The 17,374-nt window shown below is 63.6% G+C and carries 17 protein-coding genes; 10 read left to right on the top strand and 7 right to left on the bottom strand.

Going from position 1 to position 17,374, the window contains the following annotated elements:
• Positions 1-125 precede the first annotated feature (125 nt).
• From ACGLHT_RS21465 to ACGLHT_RS21475, 3 genes are read left to right on the top strand one after another with little or no spacing between them, the layout of a single operon-like run.
• Entirely contained in the window at positions 126-632 is a 507-nt protein-coding gene (locus ACGLHT_RS21465; protein ID WP_025340210.1) for a hypothetical protein, read from the top strand.
• A 14-nt stretch (positions 633-646) separates the two neighbouring features.
• Positions 647-1,420, top strand: a complete 774-nt coding sequence (locus tag ACGLHT_RS21470; protein WP_013973756.1) for a class II glutamine amidotransferase — start codon at positions 647-649, stop codon at positions 1,418-1,420.
• A gap of 9 nt (positions 1,421-1,429) precedes the next feature.
• On the top strand, positions 1,430-1,951 hold the full coding sequence (locus tag ACGLHT_RS21475; protein ID WP_137164628.1) for a DUF2937 family protein: 522 nt from the start codon (positions 1,430-1,432) through the stop codon (positions 1,949-1,951).
• A gap of 199 nt (positions 1,952-2,150) precedes the next feature.
• Here ACGLHT_RS21475 and ACGLHT_RS21480 read toward each other — a convergent pair whose 3' ends face one another.
• Positions 2,151-3,062, bottom strand: coding sequence for a LysR family transcriptional regulator (locus tag ACGLHT_RS21480; RefSeq protein WP_274079911.1), 912 nt, complete (start codon positions 3,060-3,062; stop codon positions 2,151-2,153).
• A 128-nt stretch (positions 3,063-3,190) separates the two neighbouring features.
• Here ACGLHT_RS21480 and ACGLHT_RS21485 point away from each other — a divergent pair, with 128 nt between their 5' ends.
• Genes ACGLHT_RS21485 through ACGLHT_RS21500 form a run of 4 tightly spaced genes read left to right on the top strand, consistent with a single transcriptional unit; the run spans position 3,191 to position 6,863 of the window.
• Entirely contained in the window at positions 3,191-4,477 is a 1,287-nt protein-coding gene (locus tag ACGLHT_RS21485) for an MFS transporter (RefSeq protein WP_274121047.1), read from the top strand.
• A 9-nt stretch (positions 4,478-4,486) separates the two neighbouring features.
• The gene (locus tag ACGLHT_RS21490) at positions 4,487-5,266 is read left to right on the top strand and encodes a 5-oxoprolinase subunit PxpA (RefSeq protein ID WP_085665286.1); all 780 of its coding nucleotides are present in this window, start codon (positions 4,487-4,489) and stop codon (positions 5,264-5,266) included.
• Positions 5,263-5,949 (top strand): 5-oxoprolinase subunit PxpB, encoded by a 687-nt coding sequence (gene pxpB / locus ACGLHT_RS21495; protein ID WP_137164626.1) that lies wholly within the window; start codon positions 5,263-5,265, stop codon positions 5,947-5,949. The genes ACGLHT_RS21490 and pxpB overlap by 4 nt, the downstream gene beginning before the upstream one ends.
• Entirely contained in the window at positions 5,946-6,863 is a 918-nt protein-coding gene (locus ACGLHT_RS21500; RefSeq protein WP_137164625.1) for a biotin-dependent carboxyltransferase family protein, read from the top strand. Before pxpB ends, ACGLHT_RS21500 begins: the two co-directional genes overlap by 4 nt.
• A gap of 115 nt (positions 6,864-6,978) precedes the next feature.
• Here the strand turns inward: ACGLHT_RS21500 and ACGLHT_RS21505 are convergent, their stop codons facing one another.
• The 3 genes from ACGLHT_RS21505 to ACGLHT_RS21515 all read right to left on the bottom strand — a co-directional run bounded on the left by ACGLHT_RS21505 (position 6,979) and on the right by ACGLHT_RS21515 (position 10,311).
• Positions 6,979-8,157, bottom strand: coding sequence for a VWA domain-containing protein (locus tag ACGLHT_RS21505; RefSeq protein WP_013973749.1), 1,179 nt, complete (start codon positions 8,155-8,157; stop codon positions 6,979-6,981).
• Between the two features lie 13 nt (positions 8,158-8,170).
• On the bottom strand, positions 8,171-9,016 hold the full coding sequence (locus ACGLHT_RS21510) for a MoxR family ATPase (protein ID WP_013973748.1): 846 nt from the start codon (positions 9,014-9,016) through the stop codon (positions 8,171-8,173).
• Between the two features lie 221 nt (positions 9,017-9,237).
• Positions 9,238-10,311 (bottom strand): DUF748 domain-containing protein, encoded by a 1,074-nt coding sequence (locus ACGLHT_RS21515; RefSeq protein WP_274121046.1) that lies wholly within the window; start codon positions 10,309-10,311, stop codon positions 9,238-9,240.
• A 134-nt stretch (positions 10,312-10,445) separates the two neighbouring features.
• Here ACGLHT_RS21515 and cysK point away from each other — a divergent pair, with 134 nt between their 5' ends.
• Both cysK and ACGLHT_RS21525 read left to right on the top strand, forming a co-directional pair.
• The gene (gene cysK / locus ACGLHT_RS21520; protein WP_013973746.1) at positions 10,446-11,420 is read left to right on the top strand and encodes a cysteine synthase A; all 975 of its coding nucleotides are present in this window, start codon (positions 10,446-10,448) and stop codon (positions 11,418-11,420) included.
• Positions 11,421-11,592: 172 nt separating this feature from the next.
• Positions 11,593-12,528: an aspartyl/asparaginyl beta-hydroxylase domain-containing protein gene (locus tag ACGLHT_RS21525; protein ID WP_015271337.1), complete on the top strand. Its 936-nt coding sequence runs from the start codon at positions 11,593-11,595 to the stop codon at positions 12,526-12,528.
• Between the two features lie 136 nt (positions 12,529-12,664).
• On the opposite strand, the gene ACGLHT_RS21530 is transcribed toward ACGLHT_RS21525, so the two are convergent.
• From ACGLHT_RS21530 to azu, 3 genes are all read right to left on the bottom strand, one after another.
• Positions 12,665-13,822 carry an ATP-binding protein gene (locus tag ACGLHT_RS21530; RefSeq protein ID WP_137164623.1) on the bottom strand — a complete coding sequence of 386 codons (1,158 nt, stop codon included), beginning with the start codon at positions 13,820-13,822 and terminating at the stop codon, positions 12,665-12,667.
• A gap of 155 nt (positions 13,823-13,977) precedes the next feature.
• The gene (locus ACGLHT_RS21535) at positions 13,978-15,630 is read right to left on the bottom strand and encodes a cyclic peptide export ABC transporter (RefSeq protein WP_013973744.1); all 1,653 of its coding nucleotides are present in this window, start codon (positions 15,628-15,630) and stop codon (positions 13,978-13,980) included.
• Between the two features lie 34 nt (positions 15,631-15,664).
• Complete coding sequence (gene azu / locus ACGLHT_RS21540) at positions 15,665-16,114, bottom strand: azurin (protein WP_025340201.1); 450 nt, start codon at positions 16,112-16,114, stop codon at positions 15,665-15,667.
• A gap of 181 nt (positions 16,115-16,295) precedes the next feature.
• Between azu and ACGLHT_RS21545 the strand changes: the two genes are divergently transcribed.
• On the top strand, positions 16,296-17,279 hold the full coding sequence (locus tag ACGLHT_RS21545) for a TauD/TfdA family dioxygenase (RefSeq protein WP_137164620.1): 984 nt from the start codon (positions 16,296-16,298) through the stop codon (positions 17,277-17,279).
• Positions 17,280-17,374: the final 95 nt, after the last annotated feature.

Here is a 17,374-nt window from a genome sequence, read left to right on the forward strand (position 1 = left end):
TTCAAGATCTGTGGTGATCCTGTGGGAGCGGGTTTACCCGCGAAGAGGCCGGTACAGGCAAACGCTGTCTGCGCCCGGAAAAGTGTTTATCATAGGCATCTCTTTGCCTGGCTTGCACGAACACCATGACCGAGAACGACTACACCCTCGCCTGGGGCCTTTACGCCGTTGCCGCCCTGGGCTGCCTGATGGTGGGCTTCAAGCTCACCGGCTGGATGTGGCGCTGGCTGCGCGAACCGCTACGGGTGGTGCTGGCGGTGCTGCTGCTGACCCCGACCATCGTCGACCCGGTCAAGGACAGTTTTGCCCCGGCCATTGCCATCACCGCCCTGGATGTCGCCTTCAAGGTCGGCAACAACGCCTGGCGCGCGGTATCCGACTTCGCCATGTACGGCATGGGCGCGTTTTCCCTGTATTTCCTTTTCGTACTGCTGCGCTTGCCGCTGGAAAAGCGCGCCCGCGAGCGCCGCGCGCAGGCCGAGGCCGCTGCCCAGCGCCAGGCTGCCGAAGATGACCAGCTTGGCGCCCAGGGCCCGCTGGCCGCAGAGCGCCGCGACCGTTACCGTGATGCGCCACCCCCTGCCGCCCCAGCCGTCTCCCGAGGCGGCGGCCGGGTCGAGCCCCGTCTGTAAGCGGAGACACGCCTATGTGCGAACTGCTGGGCATGAGTGCCAACGTCCCCACCGACATCGTCTTCAGCTTCACCGGCCTGATGCAGCGCGGCGGCCGTACCGGCCCGCACCGTGACGGCTGGGGCATCGGCTTCTACGAAGGCCGTGGCCTGCGCCTGTTCCAGGACCCGGCCGCGAGCAGCGAGTCGGAAGTGGCCAACCTGGTGCAGCGTTACCCGATCAAGAGCGAAGTGGTCATCGGCCACATCCGCCAGGCCAACGTGGGCAAGGTGTGCCTGTCCAACACCCACCCGTTCGTGCGGGAGATGTGGGGCCGCAACTGGTGCTTCGCGCACAATGGCCAGCTGGGCGACTTCAAGGGCCAGGCCAGTTTCTACCGGCCGGTGGGCGATACCGACAGCGAGGCGGCCTTCTGCGACCTGCTCAACCGCATCCGCAGCGCCTTCCCCGAGCCCGTGCCGGTGGAACAGCTGCTGCCGGTGCTGGTCGAAGCCTGTGCCGGCTACCGCGGCCAGGGCGTGTTCAACTGCATGCTTAGCGACGGCGACTGGCTGTTCTGCTTCTGTTCGACCAAGCTGGTGCACATTACCCGCCGGGCACCTTTTGGTGCGGCGCGGTTGAAGGATGTCGACCTGATCGTCGATTTTCACACCGAAACCACCCCTAACGACGTGGTCACGGTGATCGCCACCGAGGCCTTGACCGAGAACGAGACCTGGCAGCGCTATGAGCCGGGTCAGTGGGCCCTGTGGCGGCACGGCGAGTGCGTGGCGCACGGCCAAAGCTAAGGACGCGGCATGTTCAGAAGTTACCTGCGGTTGCTGTTGTTTACCTTCGGCCTGCTGGCCGGTATCCAGGTCCCGGGGCTGGTGAAGGACTACAGCCAACGGGTCGAGGCGCACCTGTTCGAATCACGCGAGGCGCTCGACGGCTTCCGGCAGACCGCCGAACGCTTCTTCAATGGTGACCTGCAGGCGCTGCTGCGGCATTACCGCAGCAGCGACGACCCGGTGTTCAACAGTGATGCCAACAGCATCGAAAGCCTGATGATCCGCAACGAACTGCTGGAAAACGAATGGCAGGCGCTGCAAGCGCCATGGGCGCAGCGTACCTGGCACGTGCTGGTACAGGCCGACCCGCAGTTGCGCGAAGAAACCCTCAATGGCTACAGCTACCAGATCCTGCTGGTGCCCGAGGCGATTGGCTGGGGGCTTGGTGCAGGGTTTGTGCTGGCCTTCGTGGTCGAGAGCCTGTTGCTGGCGATTGGCTGGGTGATCCTGGGCGGGCGGCGTGGGGCGGTGAAAGAGAGCTGGCGCTGAGCTGATTCGATTTGCCCGAGCGACGCGGTCCTTGTAGGAGCGGCCTTGTGTCGCGAAATGGCCGCAAAGCGGCCACAGGGTTCTGCAGCGCTGCACTAATTGCTGGGGCTGCTCTGCAGCCCTTTCGCGACACAAGGCCGCTCCTACAGGGGCTGCGCCAGTCGTTCAAAAGTGAGTCAGCAGGTGAAAAGGTATTCAGTCAGACCAACACGATCCGCTGCCCACCCACATCCCGCGCATACCTCTCCAGCACCTGCCGGCAAACCCCGACCACTTCATCCACCAACGCCACCCCGGTCTGCCAGGCCACCACCAGCTCCAGGCTCGGCGGCGGTTGCAGCCCCTGCAGTAATACCAGTTCACCCCGGCTCAACTCGGCATCCACCAGCGCCGGCGGCAACGCACCAATGCCAAACCCGTCGCGCAACAGCCGGGTAATCGCCGCCACCGAGTTCACGCAGTTCAGCCGCGGCGTTTCGGCCCCGGTACTCAGCAGCAGGCTCAGCACTTCCTGGTGCGGCCGCGAGTTCTTCGAGAAGGTGATGATGCGCTCACGCCCAAGCTCGGCCAGTGAGGCGTAGTCGCGGTGCTGGTGCGAGCCGGCGGCCACCACCCAACCCATCGGGTAGCGCGCCAGGTCCAGGCTGCGGATCGACTGCTCGCGCAGCAGGTCGGTCTGCAGGATCACGTCGAGAAAGCCCTTCTGCAATTGCTCGCGAAGGTTCAGTGCAGTGTCGGCCACCAGTTCGATTTCCACCTGCGGGTAACGCTCGGTCAGCTCCGCCACCAGCGCGCTCATCCAGGTGTGGATCACCGTGTCCATCACCCCGATACGGATGCGCCCGACCTTGGCCCGGTCGCTGTCCAGCGACTGTTTCATGGCCTTGGCGGTTTCCAGCATGCGCTCGGCATATTCCAGTACCTTGCCGCCCTCCGGGGTCAGGCTGACGCCGCGTGAGTCGCGCAGCAGCAGCTTAACGCCCAGGTCAGCCTCCAGCGCGGCAATGCGGCTGGACACCGAGGCCTGGGTGGTGAACAGCTTTTCCGCGGTCAGGCGAAAGCTCTTGAGCCGGGCGACCCAGACGAAGGTTTCGAGGAAGCGAAGGTTCATGATCAGTTTTTCTTGTTCCAGACCGGCGGTTTTTCTCGTTGGACGCAAATGGCGCGGCCTCTGAACAATGGCAGCCAGGCCGCGACTCATTGTCGCCCATAAAACAATACCAACAAGCCGAGGCAAGCATGAACCCCACCGGCGTGCAGCAGCAGGTCAGTTCCCCATCTTCGTCCGGGCCTTTCGCCTGGTATCGCGACATCGACTCACAGCAGCGCCGGACGTTCTGGAGCTGCAAGATCGGCTACGGCCTGGATGGCATGGACACACAGATGCTCAGCTTCGTCATTCCGACGCTGATCATGCTGTGGGGCATCACCACCACCGAAGCCGGGTTGATCCACACCAGCACCTTGATCGCCTCGGCCGTGGGTGGCTGGGTGGCCGGCATTCTCTCCGACCGCATTGGCCGCGTGCGCACCCTGCAACTGACGGTGGTGTGGTTTGCCTTCTTCACCTTCCTCTGCGGCTTCGCCCAGAACTACGAACAGCTGCTGATCGCCCGTACCCTGATGGGCTTCGGCTTTGGCGGTGAGTGGACCGCCGGCGCGGTGCTGATTGGCGAGGTGATCCGCGCCCAGGACCGTGGCAAGGCGGTGGGCATGGTGCAGTCCGGCTGGGCGCTTGGCTGGGGCCTCACCGCCATCCTCTACGCGCTGCTGTTCTCCTGGCTGCCGACAGAGCAGGCCTGGCGCGCGCTGTTCCTGCTGGGCCTGGTACCGGCGATCTTCGTGATCTTCGTCCGCCGCCTGGTCAAGGACCCCGAGGTATACCGCGAGGCCAAGGCGGTGGAAAACGCCGAGGCACCTGCGCAGTTCTACGAGATCTTCGCCCCGGGCATGCTCTGGACCACCGTGCGTGCGTCCCTGCTGACCACCGGCGCGCTGGGCGGCTACTACGCCATTACCTCGTGGCTGCCGACCTTCCTCAAGAACGAGCGCGGCCTGAGCGTGCTGGGCACCGGTGGCTACCTGGCCATGGTGATCGTCGGCTCCTACGTCGGCTATGTGGTCAGTGCGTACCTGTCCGACCTGCTGGGGCGCAAGAAGAACTTCATCCTGTTCGCCGTGGGCTCGTTCGTCATCGTGCTGCTGTACACGCAAATGCAGGTCAGCGACGGCGTGATGCTGTGGCTGGGCTTCCCGCTGGGCTTCTTCGCCTCGGGCATCTTCAGCGGCATGGGCGCGTTCCTCACCGAACTGTTCCCCACGCGTATCCGCGGTTCGGGGCAGGGCTTCTGCTACAACATCGGCAAGGTTATCGCGGCACTGTTCCCGCTGCTGATCGGCGTGCTCGGCCAGAAGGTACCGCTGGGCCTGGGTATCGGCGTGTTCTCCGCCGTGTCCTACGGGGTGGTGATCGTGGCGGCGCTGAGCCTGCCGGAAACCCGCGGCAAACAGCTGCAGGCGCGTTAAGGTAGGCATATGAACAACGACAACGGAGGCCGTGCGGTGGAACGCCTGCTACTCAATTGCGACATGGGCGAGAGTTTCGGCAGCTGGCGCATGGGCCTGGATGCCGAAGTCATGCCCTACATCGATTGCGCCAACATCGCCTGCGGCTACCACGCCGGCGACCCCAGCATCATGCGCCGCACCGTGGCCCTGGCGCTGGAGCACGGCGTGACCATCGGCGCGCACCCGGCCTACCCGGACCTGGTCGGCTTCGGCCGCCGCTCCATGGCCTGCAGCCCGGAGGAAATCCGCGACCTGCTGCATTACCAGATCGGTGCGCTGGACGGCATCTGCAAAGTGTTGGGCGGCCGCGTGGCCTACGTGAAACCCCATGGCGCGCTGTACAACGACATGATGGCCGACCCGCTCAAGCTGCGTACCGTACTGGAGGCAGTGGCGGCCTATGGCGGCGGCCTGCCGCTGATGCTGATGGCCACCGCCGACAACCGCGCCGCCCAGGCCCTGGGTGATGAGATTGGCGTGCCGCTGTGGTTCGAAGCATTCGCCGACCGCGCCTACACCGCCAGTGGGCACCTGGTGTCGCGGCGCCTGCCCGGCGCGGTGCACCACGACCCGGCGCTGGTGGTGGAGCAGGCCGTGCGCCTGGCCCGTGGCGACACGCTGGTGGCGGACGATGGCAGTGCGTTGAGGCTGGCGGCCAGCACCCTGTGCGTACACGGCGACAACGACAGTTCGGTTGCGGCAGTGCGGCAGATTCGCCAGGCCCTCGATGCCCTGGAGTCGCGATGAAGCCGCGTATTGAAGTTGTGGCCATCGACAGCCTGATGGTGCGCCTGTTTGATTCGATCGACGAGGGCAACATGCCGTGGATGCTTGCCGCCAGCCAGCGCCTGCGTGCAGCGTTCGGCGAGCACTTGCTGGACCTGGTGCCGTCCTACACCACGCTGATGGTGCAGTTCGACCTGCCACCGGGTGAGGCGAGGGCACTGATCATCCGTGCGCTGGAGGGCTTGCAGCCAGACACGGGCAGCGGTGGCCGCCGCCATGAGATCCCGGTGTGGTACGACGCCAGCGTCGGCCCGGAGCTGCCGGTGTTGGCGGCCCGCAGTGGCTTGAGTGAAGCAGAGGTGATCCGTTTGCACAGCGAGCGCGAGTACCCGGTGTTCGCCCTGGGTTTCGCCCCCGGTTTCGGCTTCATGGGCCTGGTGGACGAACGCCTGGCCAGCCCGCGCCTTAGCACCCCGCGCAAGCGCGTGGCGGCCGGCAGCGTCGGCATTGCCGAGCGCCAGACGGCGGCCTATCCGGCGGTATCGCCGGGGGGTTGGAACCTGATCGGGCGTACCCCGGTGCGCCTGTTCGACCGTGAACGCGAGGGCTACAGCCTGTTGCAACCCGGTGACCGGGTGCGCTTCGTGCCGGTTTCGCGCAGCGAGTTCGTGGTGTTGGGCGGTGATGTGGAGGCACAAGCATGAAGCAGTTGAAGATCGAGGCCAGTACGCCGCTGTGCCAGTTGCAGGATGCCGGGCGCTTCGGCGTACGCCACCTGGGCGTGACCCAGGGCGGGGCGCTGGACTGGGTGGCGATGCACTGGGCCAACTGGCTGCTGGGCAACCCGTTGGCGGCGCCGGTGGTCGAGGTGGCGCTAGGTGGTTTCTGTGTGGTCGCAGAGCAGGATTGTGTGCTGGCCCTGGCCGGTGCCGACCTGGATGCGCGGGTCGATGATCAGCCGCTGGCGCCCTGGCGCAGCTTTGCGTTGGTCAAGGGGCAGCGGTTGACCCTGAAGCAGCCGAAGCAGGGCGTGCGGGCCTACCTGGCAGCACCTGGCGGCTTCCTGGGCGAGGATGTGCTGGGCAGCCGTGCCACGGTCGTGCGGGAGGAACTGGGCGGTATCGATGGCCAGGGCTCTGCGCTCGGCAAAGGCCAGCTGCTGGCATTTTCCAGCGCTTCAGCGGCCTTGCGTGAGGTACCGGCAGCGCTGCGGCCACAGTACGCACAAAAGCCTGTGCTTGACCTGGTGATCGGCGCACAGATCGGTGACTTCAGCGGTACCAGCCTGTTCGAGGCGTTCAACCGCGAGTGGACGCTGGACAGCCGTGCCGACCGCATGGGCATCCGCCTGCTGGGGCCGCAGTTGGTCTACCAGGGCGCACCGATGATTTCCGAGGGGATTCCGCTGGGGGCGGTGCAGGTGCCGCCGGATGGGCAGCCGATCGTGTTGCTCAATGACCGGCAGACCATTGGCGGCTATCCGCGGCTGGGGGCATTGACGCCGTTGGCGCTGGCGCAACTGGCGCAGTGCATGCCGGGGGCGGTGGTGCGGTTCCGGGCGGTGGTGCAGGATGAGGCGTGGCGGGAGCAGCAGGCTTACGGTGCGCGTTGGCATTGAGATTTTTGGGGCTGCCTTGCAGCCCTATCGCGACACAAGGCCGCTCCTACAAGGTTACGCGATCTCCTGTAGGAGCGGCCTTGTGTCGCGATAGGGCCGCAAAGCGGCCCCATACTTACTTGGATAGATAGCGCATCCCTTCCTCCAACCCCTGCAAGGTCAGCGGGTACATCTTGTCCTCGATCAAGTCCCGCACCAGGTGGGTCGATGCGGTGTAGTCCCAGGCCTGCTTCGGGTACGGGTTGATCCAGATGATCTTCCTGAATTTTTCCATGAAACGCTGCATCCACACATACCCGGCCTCTTCGTTCCAGTGCTCCACGCTGCCACCCGGCTGGGTAATCTCGTAGGGCGCCATGGCCGCGTCGCCGACGAACACAACCTTGTAGTCATCGCCGTACTTGTGCAGCAGGTCGAAGGTGGAATAGCGCTCCGAGGTGCGGCGCAGGTTGTTCTTCCACACCGACTCGTACACGAAGTTGTGGAAGTAGTAGTACTCCAGGTGCTTGAACTCGGTCTTGCACGCCGAGAACAGTTCTTCGCAGACCTTGACGTGGGCGTCCATCGAGCCACCGATGTCGAACAGCAACAGCAGCTTCACCGTGTTGCGCCGCTCGGGGCGCATCTGGATGTTCAGCAGCCCGGCATCCCGCGCGGTGTGGTCGATGGTGCCGTCGATGTCCAGCTCTTCGGCGGCGCCTTCACGGGCGAACTTGCGCAGCCGGCGCAAGGCCAGCTTGATGTTGCGCGTGCCCAGCTCCACCTGGTCGTCCAGGTTCTTGTATTCGCGCTGGTCCCACACCTTCACCGCCTTGCCCTGGCGCTTGCCGGCCTCGCCCACGCGGATGCCCTCGGGGTTGAAGCCGCCCGAGCCGAACGGGCTGGTGCCGCCGGTGCCGATCCACTTGTTGCCGCCTGCGTGACGCTCCTTCTGCTCCTCGAGGCGCTTCTTGAACTCTTCGATCAGCTTGTCCAGGCCGCCCAGCGACTGGATCTGCGCGCGCTCCTCATCGGTCAGCGAACGCTCGAACTCCTTGCGCAGCCAGTCTTCGGGAATCAACGCCTCGATATGCCGATCGAGGTTTTCCAGGCCCTTGAAGTAGGCGGCGAAGGCGCGGTCGAACTTGTCGAAGTGGCGCTCGTCCTTCACCAGGATGGCGCGGGCGAGGTAGTAGAACTCGTCCATGTCGGCGAACACCACGCGCTTTTGCAGGGCCTGGTGCAGGTCGAGCAGTTCGCGTACCGACACCGGCACCTTGGCCGCGCGCATTTCATTGAACAGGTTGAGCAGCATGGCCCGGCTCCTGTCAGCGGTTGCCGCGCCGGCTCATGAAGGCCAGGCGCTCGAGCAGTTGTACGTCCTGCTCGTTCTTCACCAGCGCGCCGGCCAGCGGTGGAATGGCCTTGGTCGGGTCGCGTTCGCGCAGCACCGCTTCACCGATGTTGTCTGCCATCAGCAGCTTGAGCCAATCGACCAGTTCGGAGGTGGACGGCTTTTTCTTCAGGCCTGGTACCTTGCGCACGTCGAAGAACACGTCCAGCGCCTCGCTGACCAGCGACTGGCTGATGTTCGGGTAGTGCACGTCGACGATCTGCTGCAGGGTGGTGCGGTCGGGGAAGGCGATGTAGTGGAAGAAGCAGCGGCGCAGGAAAGCGTCCGGCAGCTCCTTTTCGTTGTTGGAGGTGATGATGATGATCGGGCGCTGTCTGGCCTTGATGGTCTCGTCGATTTCGTAGACGTAGAACTCCATCTTGTCGAGTTCTTGCAGCAGGTCGTTGGGGAACTCGATGTCAGCCTTGTCGATTTCGTCGATCAGCAGGATGACCCGTTCCTCGGCCTCGAAGGCCTCCCACAACTTGCCCTTTTTCAGGTAATTGCGCACATCGTGGACTTTGTCCACGCCCAGCTGCGAGTCACGCAGGCGGCTGACCGCGTCGTACTCGTAGAGGCCCTGGTGGGCCTTGGTGGTGGACTTGATGTGCCAGGTGATCAGGCGCGCACCGAACGAGGCTGCCAGCTGCTCGGCGAGCATGGTCTTGCCGGTGCCGGGTTCGCCCTTGACCAGCAAGGGGCGTTCGAGGGTGATGGCCGCGTTTACCGCCAGTTTCAGATCGTCTGTGGCGACGTAGTCGCGGGTGCCTTCGAACTTCATGGGTCTGTCCTCTGCCGTATGCCTGTCAGGGCCTCTTCGCGGGCACGCCCGCTCCCACAGGAATTGCACAAACTTCCGGATCTGTGGGGTACCTGTGGGAGCGGGCGTGCCCGCGAAGAGGCCCAACACCTGTTTTCGATTTGTCACCGACTATAACGCGGGGTTCGCCGACTGGAAACGCAGACCAGGTATTCAGTCCCTGAATGCCCCGTCACTCGATCCTAGTCGGAATCCGGCGCGTCACGCTCATACCGCGCATTGAACGCCTGAATGAACCCGTTGCGCAGGATCTGCAGAAACGCCTCGAAGGCGCTGATATCCTGCTTGTGCACGCTACCGCTGAGCTCTACCCGGGTCGCGAACTGGTTCTTCGGCTGGTTCTTCAATACCGTCTCGGTCGCGCCCACCATCGCTTCCCAGACTGAGCGGAAGAAGCCTTTGTCCTTTTCCTGCACATCCTGCTGCCAGTCGAACACATCCACATCCCGCAACAGTGGCTTGATGTACCCATTCAATCGGCCGTTGGTCGCCTCGGCCTCTATCACCACATCGCCGTGCCCGGCATTGAAGTCGAACTTGCCGTATGCGCTGGCGAAGTCGTTGAGCTTGCGCAACTCGATACCCGTGGCGCGCAGGCGGAACTCGAAGTCGTCGAAATCGCTGAACGGGTCGAAGGTGGCGCGACTTTCCACCTTGGCATCGCCTACGATCAGCGCCGTGCCATCAAAGCTGGCATCACGTCGGCCCTTTTCGTCACGGATGTTGGTGAGGTTGCGAATACTGGCATCGAGCTGAGTGGCCTTCAGGTTGACGGGTGGCTTGGAGTTGAAGTTGCGGAAAGTCAGCACGCCTTTGTCGATGCGAACCTCGTTAAGGGTGATCGGCAGCAGTTTTTCCAGTTGCTGGCGCCAGTCGGTGCCCTGACCGGTCTGCGAGTTCTGTTTGTTGCCGCCATCGACGAAGTTGAGCTCCGGCCGGTCGAACACCACTTCGGCAACTACTGCGCGGTCGTACCACAAGGCGTGCCAGCTCACCGACAGGTCGATCAGCGGCGCGTCGAGAAACGGCACCGGTACCTTGCCGGTGGTCTTGACGATCTTCAGCCCATTGATCTGGTACGCGCCGCGCCACCAGGCCAGGTCCACATCGGCCACCTGGCCACGGTAGTCGCCCATGTCGGCCAGTTTGTCGTTGAGGTAGTCGCGCACCAGGTAGGGCAGGGCCAGATGCAGCGCCACCAACAGCACGATCAGGCTGGCCAGGCCGATCAGCGGCCAGCGATAACGGGCTCTCATCGAAGTGTCTCCAACGCAGGATATGCGGTTGACCGCAACGAGTCCGCGTCAGTTCGAACAGGCTTTACGGGCCACCGGCCCGGGCTTACCCTTGAGGTCTTTCCCTGCTTTTTTTCATGCCAAGGACCCCTGCCATGAGCCGTATCTTTGCAGACAACGCCCACTCCATCGGTAACACGCCGCTGGTGCAGATCAACCGCATTGCCCCGCGCGGCGTGACCATCCTGGCCAAGATCGAAGGGCGTAACCCGGGCTATTCGGTCAAATGCCGCATCGGCGCGAACATGGTCTGGGACGCCGAAAGCAGCGGCAAGCTCAAGCCGGGCATGACCATCGTCGAACCCACCTCGGGCAACACCGGCATCGGCCTGGCCTTCGTCGCCGCCGCCCGTGGCTACAAGCTGATGCTGACCATGCCCGCCTCCATGAGCCTGGAGCGCCGCAAGGTGCTGAAGGCGCTGGGGGCCGAGCTGGTGCTGACCGACCCGGCCAAGGGCATGAAGGGCGCCATCGAGAAGGCCAACGAAATCGTCGCCTCCGACCCGGCCCAGTACTTCCTGCCGGGCCAGTTCGAAAACCCGGCCAACCCGGCGATCCACGAAAAAACCACCGGCCCGGAAATCTGGAACGACACTGACGGCGCGGTCGATGTGCTGGTGGCGGGCGTCGGCACCGGCGGCACCATCACCGGTGTTTCGCGCTACATCAAGCATACGCAGGGCAAGGCGATCCTGTCGGTGGCGGTGGAACCAGTGGCATCGCCGCTGATCAGCCAGACCCTGGCCGGCGAAGAGCTCAAGCCCAGCCCGCACAAGATCCAGGGCATCGGCGCAGGCTTTGTGCCGAAGAACCTCGACCTGTCGATCGTCGACCAGGTGGAAACGGTGACCGACGAAGAGTCCAAGGCCATGGCCATCCGCCTGATGCAGGAAGAGGGCATCCTCTGTGGCATTTCCTGTGGTGCGGCGATGGCAGCGGCCGTGCGCCTGGCCGAAAAGCCGGAAATGCAGGGCAAGACCATCGTCGTGATTCTGCCGGACTCCGGTGAGCGCTACCTGTCGAGCATGCTGTTCAGCGACATGTTCAGCGAGCAGGAAAACCAGCAGTAATGGCCTTGCCGCTGATCCCGCGCAACGTTCGGCGGCTTGGTTTATTGCAAAATCTTCATGATTGAGTTGCTGCCAGGGCTGTTTTTACCCTGGCGGCATCAGTTTATGATGGCAGGATGATTTATCGGAGTGCAGGGCGCGCAGCCCTGTTTCTTCCTCAAGGAGTGAAAGCATGACCTTTTCCTTTGCAGCCAAGGCGGGTGTCTTGCTGGTGTTTTTTGGCAGCGTGCTGTTCGTGCACCTGCGCGGCAAGGCTCGCTTGCCGGTGTTGCGCCAGTTCGTCAACCATTCGGCGCTGTTCGCCCCTTATAACAGCCTGATGTACCTGTTTTCCGGCGTACCGTCCAAGCCCTACCTGGACCGCCAGCGCTTCCCCGAGCTGGACGTGCTGAAGGACAACTGGCAGGAAATCCGCGAAGAGGCCATGCGCCTGTTCGACGAGGGCTACATCCGCGCCGCCGAGAAGGATAACGACGCAGGCTTCGGTTCGTTCTTCAAGAAAGGCTGGAAGCGCTTTTACCTGAAGTGGTACGACAAACCGTTGCCTTCTGCCGAAACCCTTTGCCCGCGTACCGTCGAGCTGGTCAGCAGCATACCCAACGTCAAGGGCGCGATGTTCGCCCTGCTGCCCGGCGGCAGCCACCTGAACCCGCACCGCGACCCGTTCGCCGGTTCCCTGCGCTACCACCTGGGCCTGTCCACCCCCAACTCCGATGCTTGCCGCATCTACGTCGATGGCGAGGAATATGCCTGGCGTGACGGTGAGGACGTGATGTTCGATGAAACCTACGTGCACTGGGTCAAGAACGAGACCGACGTTACCCGGGTGATCCTGTTCTGCGACATCGAACGCCCGCTGAGCAGCCCACTGATGACCCGCATCAACCGCCAGGTCAGCGCCTTCCTCGGCCGTGCCACCGCGCCGCAGAACACCGACGACGAGCGTGTGGGCGGGATCAACCAGGCCTACGCCTGGAGCAAGCGCTTCAGCAACCGGATCAGTAGCCAGGTCAAGCAGTTCAAGCGCGCCAACCCCAAGGCCTACCGCGTGCTGCGGCCGGTGCTGGCGGCGGTGGTGGTGTACCTGTTGTATCACTGGTTGTTCTGATTTCTGCCTGTTGGGGCTGCCTTGCAGCCCATCGCGACACAAGGCCGATCCTACAGGTGATTGCGTACTCCTGTAGGAGCGGCCTTGTGTCGCGATAGGGGCGCAAAGCGCCCCCGGCGCCCTCTCAGCAAACCACTCAGGCAAGACCCTCCAGCAAACCGTCCGCTCGCACGATATCGACTATCACCTGTTCATCTACCGCGTACACCCCCCGCGATGCTTTCCAGACCAGATTCTTGTCCTGCAAGGCGATAAGCGCTTGCTGCACCCCCGGTACCTCGGCCTTCACTTCGCTCGCATCCACGCCAGCCTGTTCCATCGCTTTGGCGTACAGTGCCAGGGTCGGGGCCTCGAACGGCGCGTAGTCGTTCCCCTTTGCGCACATGACACGTAGAACCGCAGCCTGGATAGGCGTGAGGCTGTGGATCACCTTTTTCAGGTTTGCGTTCAAGTCATTGGCTTGTGCCTGAACAAGCTCTCTGAAGCGTGCCGGAATGGCCTCGGGTTCAATGCCGAAGTCGAAGCGGATTTCATCCGCGGCCGCACCCAATAGCTCTGGGCGATAGCCGCTTTCCTTGAAGAGCTGAAACACCTCCGTTGTATCGAGTGCGCATGGCAGGTCGATATTGGCGCACAGCCAGTCGATGAAGTCCTGGTCCAGGGTCGGGAACTGCACCATGGAGGCGCCGAAGAACGCCTGGTCCTTGCTGTTGCGCAGCATGGCCAGCTTGTCCCGGTTTGAACCGGTGCAAACGATGCGCAAGCCATGGTGCTTCGAACTGTTGAGTTCGTCTCTGGCTGCCTTGAGGGCGAACAGCGCCGCTATTCCTTGCTCGGTCGTGATTGCATGCTGTGCTTCGTCGATGATCAGCACGATGATCTTGCGGGACTCATCGGAGAGCGCCGCAAGGGCGGTGGTCAGGTCGACATCTTGCCCCAGCCCGATCTTGTCCACGCTGAAATTCAGGCCGCCGACAGTGACCTTCTCCATGCCAGATGACTTTGCCAGCCGCGTGATGAAGCCTTCGTTACGCCCGACCGCCTCACGCACCGCTTCTACGATGACTTGCCCGGGATCTTTGGTCAGGTCTTTCCACAGATCGGCATACAGCACAATGGCCCCGGCTGTTTCGAGGGCAGGGCGCAGGTCTTCGCGGGCAAAGGTGGATTTCCCGGTACGTCGTGGCGCAGCGAGAAACACACCAGAGCTTGCTGCGCTGCCCACGGCGACTTGCAGGATCAATTTCGACAGGCGGGACGCAAGCGCCGGGCGGTGATAGACAGTTTCAGGCATCTCGGCCCCTCCGTTTCAATTTATAGTCGATTATAGATTGATTATAGAGGCATTATAGATCTGACAGGGGCGGTGTTTATAGGGAATTATAGACAGACTATAGAGCGATTATAGATTGTGGTTGATGAGGGGGCGCGCAGCCCCCCTTTGCTGCCTCAAGCCGGCTCCAACGCCTCCACCACTTTCCCCCGGCTAAGGTGCACCACCTTGTCAGCCGTATCGAAGTACCGGTCATCATGCGAAATCACGATGATGGTCTTGCCCAAACGCTTCAGGTCCGGCAGCAGCTCGGTGTAGAACACCCGGCGGAAGGTCGGGTCCTGGTCCGCTGCCCATTCGTCGAACACCAGCACCGGCCGCCCGTCCAGCCAGGCATTGACCAGTGCCAGGCGCTTGCGCTGGCCGGTCGACAGGTCGGTGGTGGTAAAGGCACCATCGCGCACGCTCACCTTGTGGGCGATCTCCAGCCGCTCCAGGTAGCGTGTGGCATCGCTGGGCAGGCTGTGTTCATGCTCGGGCAGGTCGTCGAACAGGTAGTAGTCGGCGAATACCGTGGTGAACAGCTGGCGATAGTCATCCAGCCCCTCCGGGCCGACGGCCTTGCCGTTCAGGCGCACTTCGCCGCGTTGCGGGGTGTACAGGCCCAGCAGCAGCTTGATCAGCGAAGTCTTGCCGCAGCCGTTCTCGCCGACGATGAACAGGATCTCGCCCGGTTCGATGCTCAGGTTCACCGGCCCCACGCGAAACGGCTCGTTGCCGTCCACCGGCGGGTAGGCGTACTCGACGTTGTGCAGCTCCAAGTGCGCGCTGGCCGGGGCGGCGCGCTTGACCGGCGGCTCCAGCAGCAGGTGCGGCTCGGGCGAGGAGAAGCGCTCGGACAGGTCGGCAATGCGGCGGAACGCCACCTGGGCGCGGCCGAGGATAGGCAGGTTGCCGATCAAGGTTTCCAGCGGGCCTTTCATGTACAGCAGCACCAGCACGAAGCCGCTCATCACCGCCGGGTCGTTGCTCGGCCATAGCGATTGCAGGGCCAGGGTCAGGCCGATGACCACGAAGAACAGCATCGACCCCAGGCTCTTGGCCGCGACGAAGATGTTGATGGCGCGGATATGGGTGTTGGCGATGAAGTCGGCGGTGCCCTGGATGTTACGGGTCAGCATGGCGTGGCGGCGGCGGCGGTCGATGCGCAGCTCCTTGGCGCCCTCGGCGATGGCCGAGTAGTGCTTCTGCAGGTTGTCTTCGGCATCGCGGGCGGCGTTGAAGCCGGCCACGCCTTTCTGCCTGGCCACGTATTGAATGCCACTGCCAATGCCGATGGCCGCCAGGGTGATGAGGAAGATCGGCCACGACAGCCAGGCCAGGTAGGCCATGCAGCCAGTCACGGTGGTGAGCGAGATGGCCAGCGGGGCGAAGGCGAAGGCAAAGTCGCTGATGGTGTCGACGTCGCGGGTCAGCACCGGGATCAGGCGATGGGTGCGGTAGCGCTCGATCTGCTCGATCGGCGCTGACAGCACCTTGGCGCCGAGGTCCTTGCGCAGCCTGGCGATGACTTTCTGCCCAACGTAGTTGGTGCCGCTGTCGGCCGCCACGCTGCTGACCAGGGCCAGCACGCACAGGCCGGCGAAGGCCAGGATCACGCCCTGGCTCATGCCGCCAGCGGCATGCAGGCCCTGGTTGACGGTGGCCAGCAGGGCGGTCACGGCCAGGCCGCCGAGCATGCCCAGCAGCACCGAGACGATTACCGCCGGGCGGTAGGGTTTCAGCAGGCCCAGCAGTTCGCGGATGGCCCCGGGGGAGGAGGTTTTCATGAAGCGTGATCTCGCTGGTGAGGTGGGGGCGGGGTCAGCTGCCTAGGGTCAGGGAGCCTTTCATCAAGGTGCCGTGGAATGGGAACGAGCAGTAGAAGCTGTACGCGGTACCTGCCTTCAGCGACCGGACGTCGAGGCTGATGCTGTCTGTTTCACCGCCGCCGATCAGGCGGGTGTGGGCGATCACCCGGGTGTCGCCGGGCTTCACGTAGTCCAGTGCCTCGCCGGCTTTCTGGCCGTCGTCGAGCACGCCTTGCATGTCGGCCTGGGTACTCAGCACCCAGTTGTGGCCCATCACGTTCTTCGGCATGTCGCCAGGGTGGGTGAGCGTGACGGTGAACACGGCGCAGGCCTTGGGCACGGTGATGGCGGCCTTGTCGAAGGTCATCTGGTCGGTGCCATGGATTTCCACGGCGCATGGCTCTGCCGACCACGCGGCAGGGGCCACGGCGAGCAGGGCAAGGAGCAGAAGCTGGCGAGTCATGTACGGTTCCTGGGCGATAGAAGGGTGCACATCGTTCAGACGAACCGGCGCGCGCCGGCTTTACCTGTGTGTGCGGCCCAGGTGAATTTCCCCATCGCCCGCTCGTTCATTCAGTCAGGCGCCGACATGGCGCACATCCCGATTTCGCCGCCTATGCGGCCCTGGCCTGAGGTGACCGGACATGAGTGAACTGCTGAGCTTTGCGATCGAACCCCTGGACGCCGCACGCGGCAACCTGCCACTGCTGGTGCGCGCGCCGGAGCCGGGTATCGACCTGCTGGAAGCCTTTGCCGAGTTGCAGCCGCTGGTGGACCGGCACCTGCTGCAGGCTGGCGGCATCCTGTTTCGCGGCTTCGAGGTGGGTGGTGCCGAAGCTTTCCGCCAGTTCGCCGCTTCCTTCGGTCACCCGCTGCTCAACTACGAGTTTGGCTCCACCCCGCGCAGCAACGTGACCAAGGGCGTGTACACCTCCACCGAGTACCCGGCGCACCAGAGCATCCCCCTGCACAACGAGCAGGCCTACACCCTGGAATGGCCGATGAAGATCTGGTTCTACAGCGTGATCCCCGCCGAGACCGGTGGCGAGACGCCGATTGCCGACAGCCGCGAGGTGTACCGGCGCATGCCGGCGCGCATTCGTGAGCGGCTGGTGGATAAGGGGCTGATGTACGTGCGCAACTACGGCAACGGCCTTGATGTGGAATGGTCGCAGGTGTTCAACACTGAAGACCCGCGCCAGGTCGAGGCCTATTGCCGGGAGCATGCCATCGAGTGCATCTGGAAGGATGACGGCGAATTGCGCACCCGCCAGCGCTGCCAGGTGGTGGCGCGCCACCCGGTGACCGGGGAGGATGTGTGGTTCAACCAGGCGCACCTGTTCCATGTGTCGAACCTGCAGCCAGAAGTGCGCGAGTCGTTGATGGACATCGTCGAGGAAGAGGACCTGCCGCGTAACGTGTACTACGGCGACGGTACGACCATCGAGGATTCGCTGCTCGATGAAGTGCGCGGGGTGCTGGACGAATGCACCATCAGCTTTCCGTGGCAGGCAAACGATGTGCTGATGCTGGACAACATGCTCGCGGCGCATGCGCGGTCGCCGTTTACCGGCAAGCGCAAGGTGGTGGTGGCGATGGCGCAGGGGTATAGCGAGGGGTTGGGCTGACAGGTGTATGCCTTGGGTTTTGCAGCGCCTGTGAGATCGAGCGCCGCCCGCGCGGCGCTTCGCAGCACAAGGCTGCTCCTACATCTGTTTCGGGC

Origin of the sequence: Pseudomonas sp. PsB (assembly GCF_043658375.1) — a bacterium.
GTDB lineage: Bacteria > Pseudomonadota > Gammaproteobacteria > Pseudomonadales > Pseudomonadaceae > Aquipseudomonas > Aquipseudomonas putida_Z.

Excerpts from the sequence above, each read along its gene's own strand:
- ACGLHT_RS21465 (WP_025340210.1), top strand. The coding sequence starts at position 126 with ATGACCGAGAACGACTACACCCTCGCCTGGGGCCTTTACGCCGTTGCC.
- ACGLHT_RS21470 (WP_013973756.1), top strand. The coding sequence starts at position 647 with ATGTGCGAACTGCTGGGCATGAGTGCCAACGTCCCCACCGACATCGTC.
- ACGLHT_RS21475 (WP_137164628.1), top strand. The coding sequence starts at position 1,430 with ATGTTCAGAAGTTACCTGCGGTTGCTGTTGTTTACCTTCGGCCTGCTG.
- ACGLHT_RS21480 (WP_274079911.1), bottom strand. The coding sequence starts at position 3,062 with ATGAACCTTCGCTTCCTCGAAACCTTCGTCTGGGTCGCCCGGCTCAAG.
- ACGLHT_RS21485 (WP_274121047.1), top strand. The coding sequence starts at position 3,191 with ATGAACCCCACCGGCGTGCAGCAGCAGGTCAGTTCCCCATCTTCGTCC.
- ACGLHT_RS21490 (WP_085665286.1), top strand. The coding sequence starts at position 4,487 with ATGAACAACGACAACGGAGGCCGTGCGGTGGAACGCCTGCTACTCAAT.
- pxpB (WP_137164626.1), top strand. The coding sequence starts at position 5,263 with ATGAAGCCGCGTATTGAAGTTGTGGCCATCGACAGCCTGATGGTGCGC.
- ACGLHT_RS21500 (WP_137164625.1), top strand. The coding sequence starts at position 5,946 with ATGAAGCAGTTGAAGATCGAGGCCAGTACGCCGCTGTGCCAGTTGCAG.
- ACGLHT_RS21505 (WP_013973749.1), bottom strand. The coding sequence starts at position 8,157 with ATGCTGCTCAACCTGTTCAATGAAATGCGCGCGGCCAAGGTGCCGGTG.
- ACGLHT_RS21510 (WP_013973748.1), bottom strand. The coding sequence starts at position 9,016 with ATGAAGTTCGAAGGCACCCGCGACTACGTCGCCACAGACGATCTGAAA.
- ACGLHT_RS21515 (WP_274121046.1), bottom strand. The coding sequence starts at position 10,311 with ATGAGAGCCCGTTATCGCTGGCCGCTGATCGGCCTGGCCAGCCTGATC.
- cysK (WP_013973746.1), top strand. The coding sequence starts at position 10,446 with ATGAGCCGTATCTTTGCAGACAACGCCCACTCCATCGGTAACACGCCG.
- ACGLHT_RS21525 (WP_015271337.1), top strand. The coding sequence starts at position 11,593 with ATGACCTTTTCCTTTGCAGCCAAGGCGGGTGTCTTGCTGGTGTTTTTT.
- ACGLHT_RS21530 (WP_137164623.1), bottom strand. The coding sequence starts at position 13,822 with ATGCCTGAAACTGTCTATCACCGCCCGGCGCTTGCGTCCCGCCTGTCG.
- ACGLHT_RS21535 (WP_013973744.1), bottom strand. The coding sequence starts at position 15,630 with ATGAAAACCTCCTCCCCCGGGGCCATCCGCGAACTGCTGGGCCTGCTG.
- azu (WP_025340201.1), bottom strand. The coding sequence starts at position 16,114 with ATGACTCGCCAGCTTCTGCTCCTTGCCCTGCTCGCCGTGGCCCCTGCC.
- ACGLHT_RS21545 (WP_137164620.1), top strand. The coding sequence starts at position 16,296 with ATGAGTGAACTGCTGAGCTTTGCGATCGAACCCCTGGACGCCGCACGC.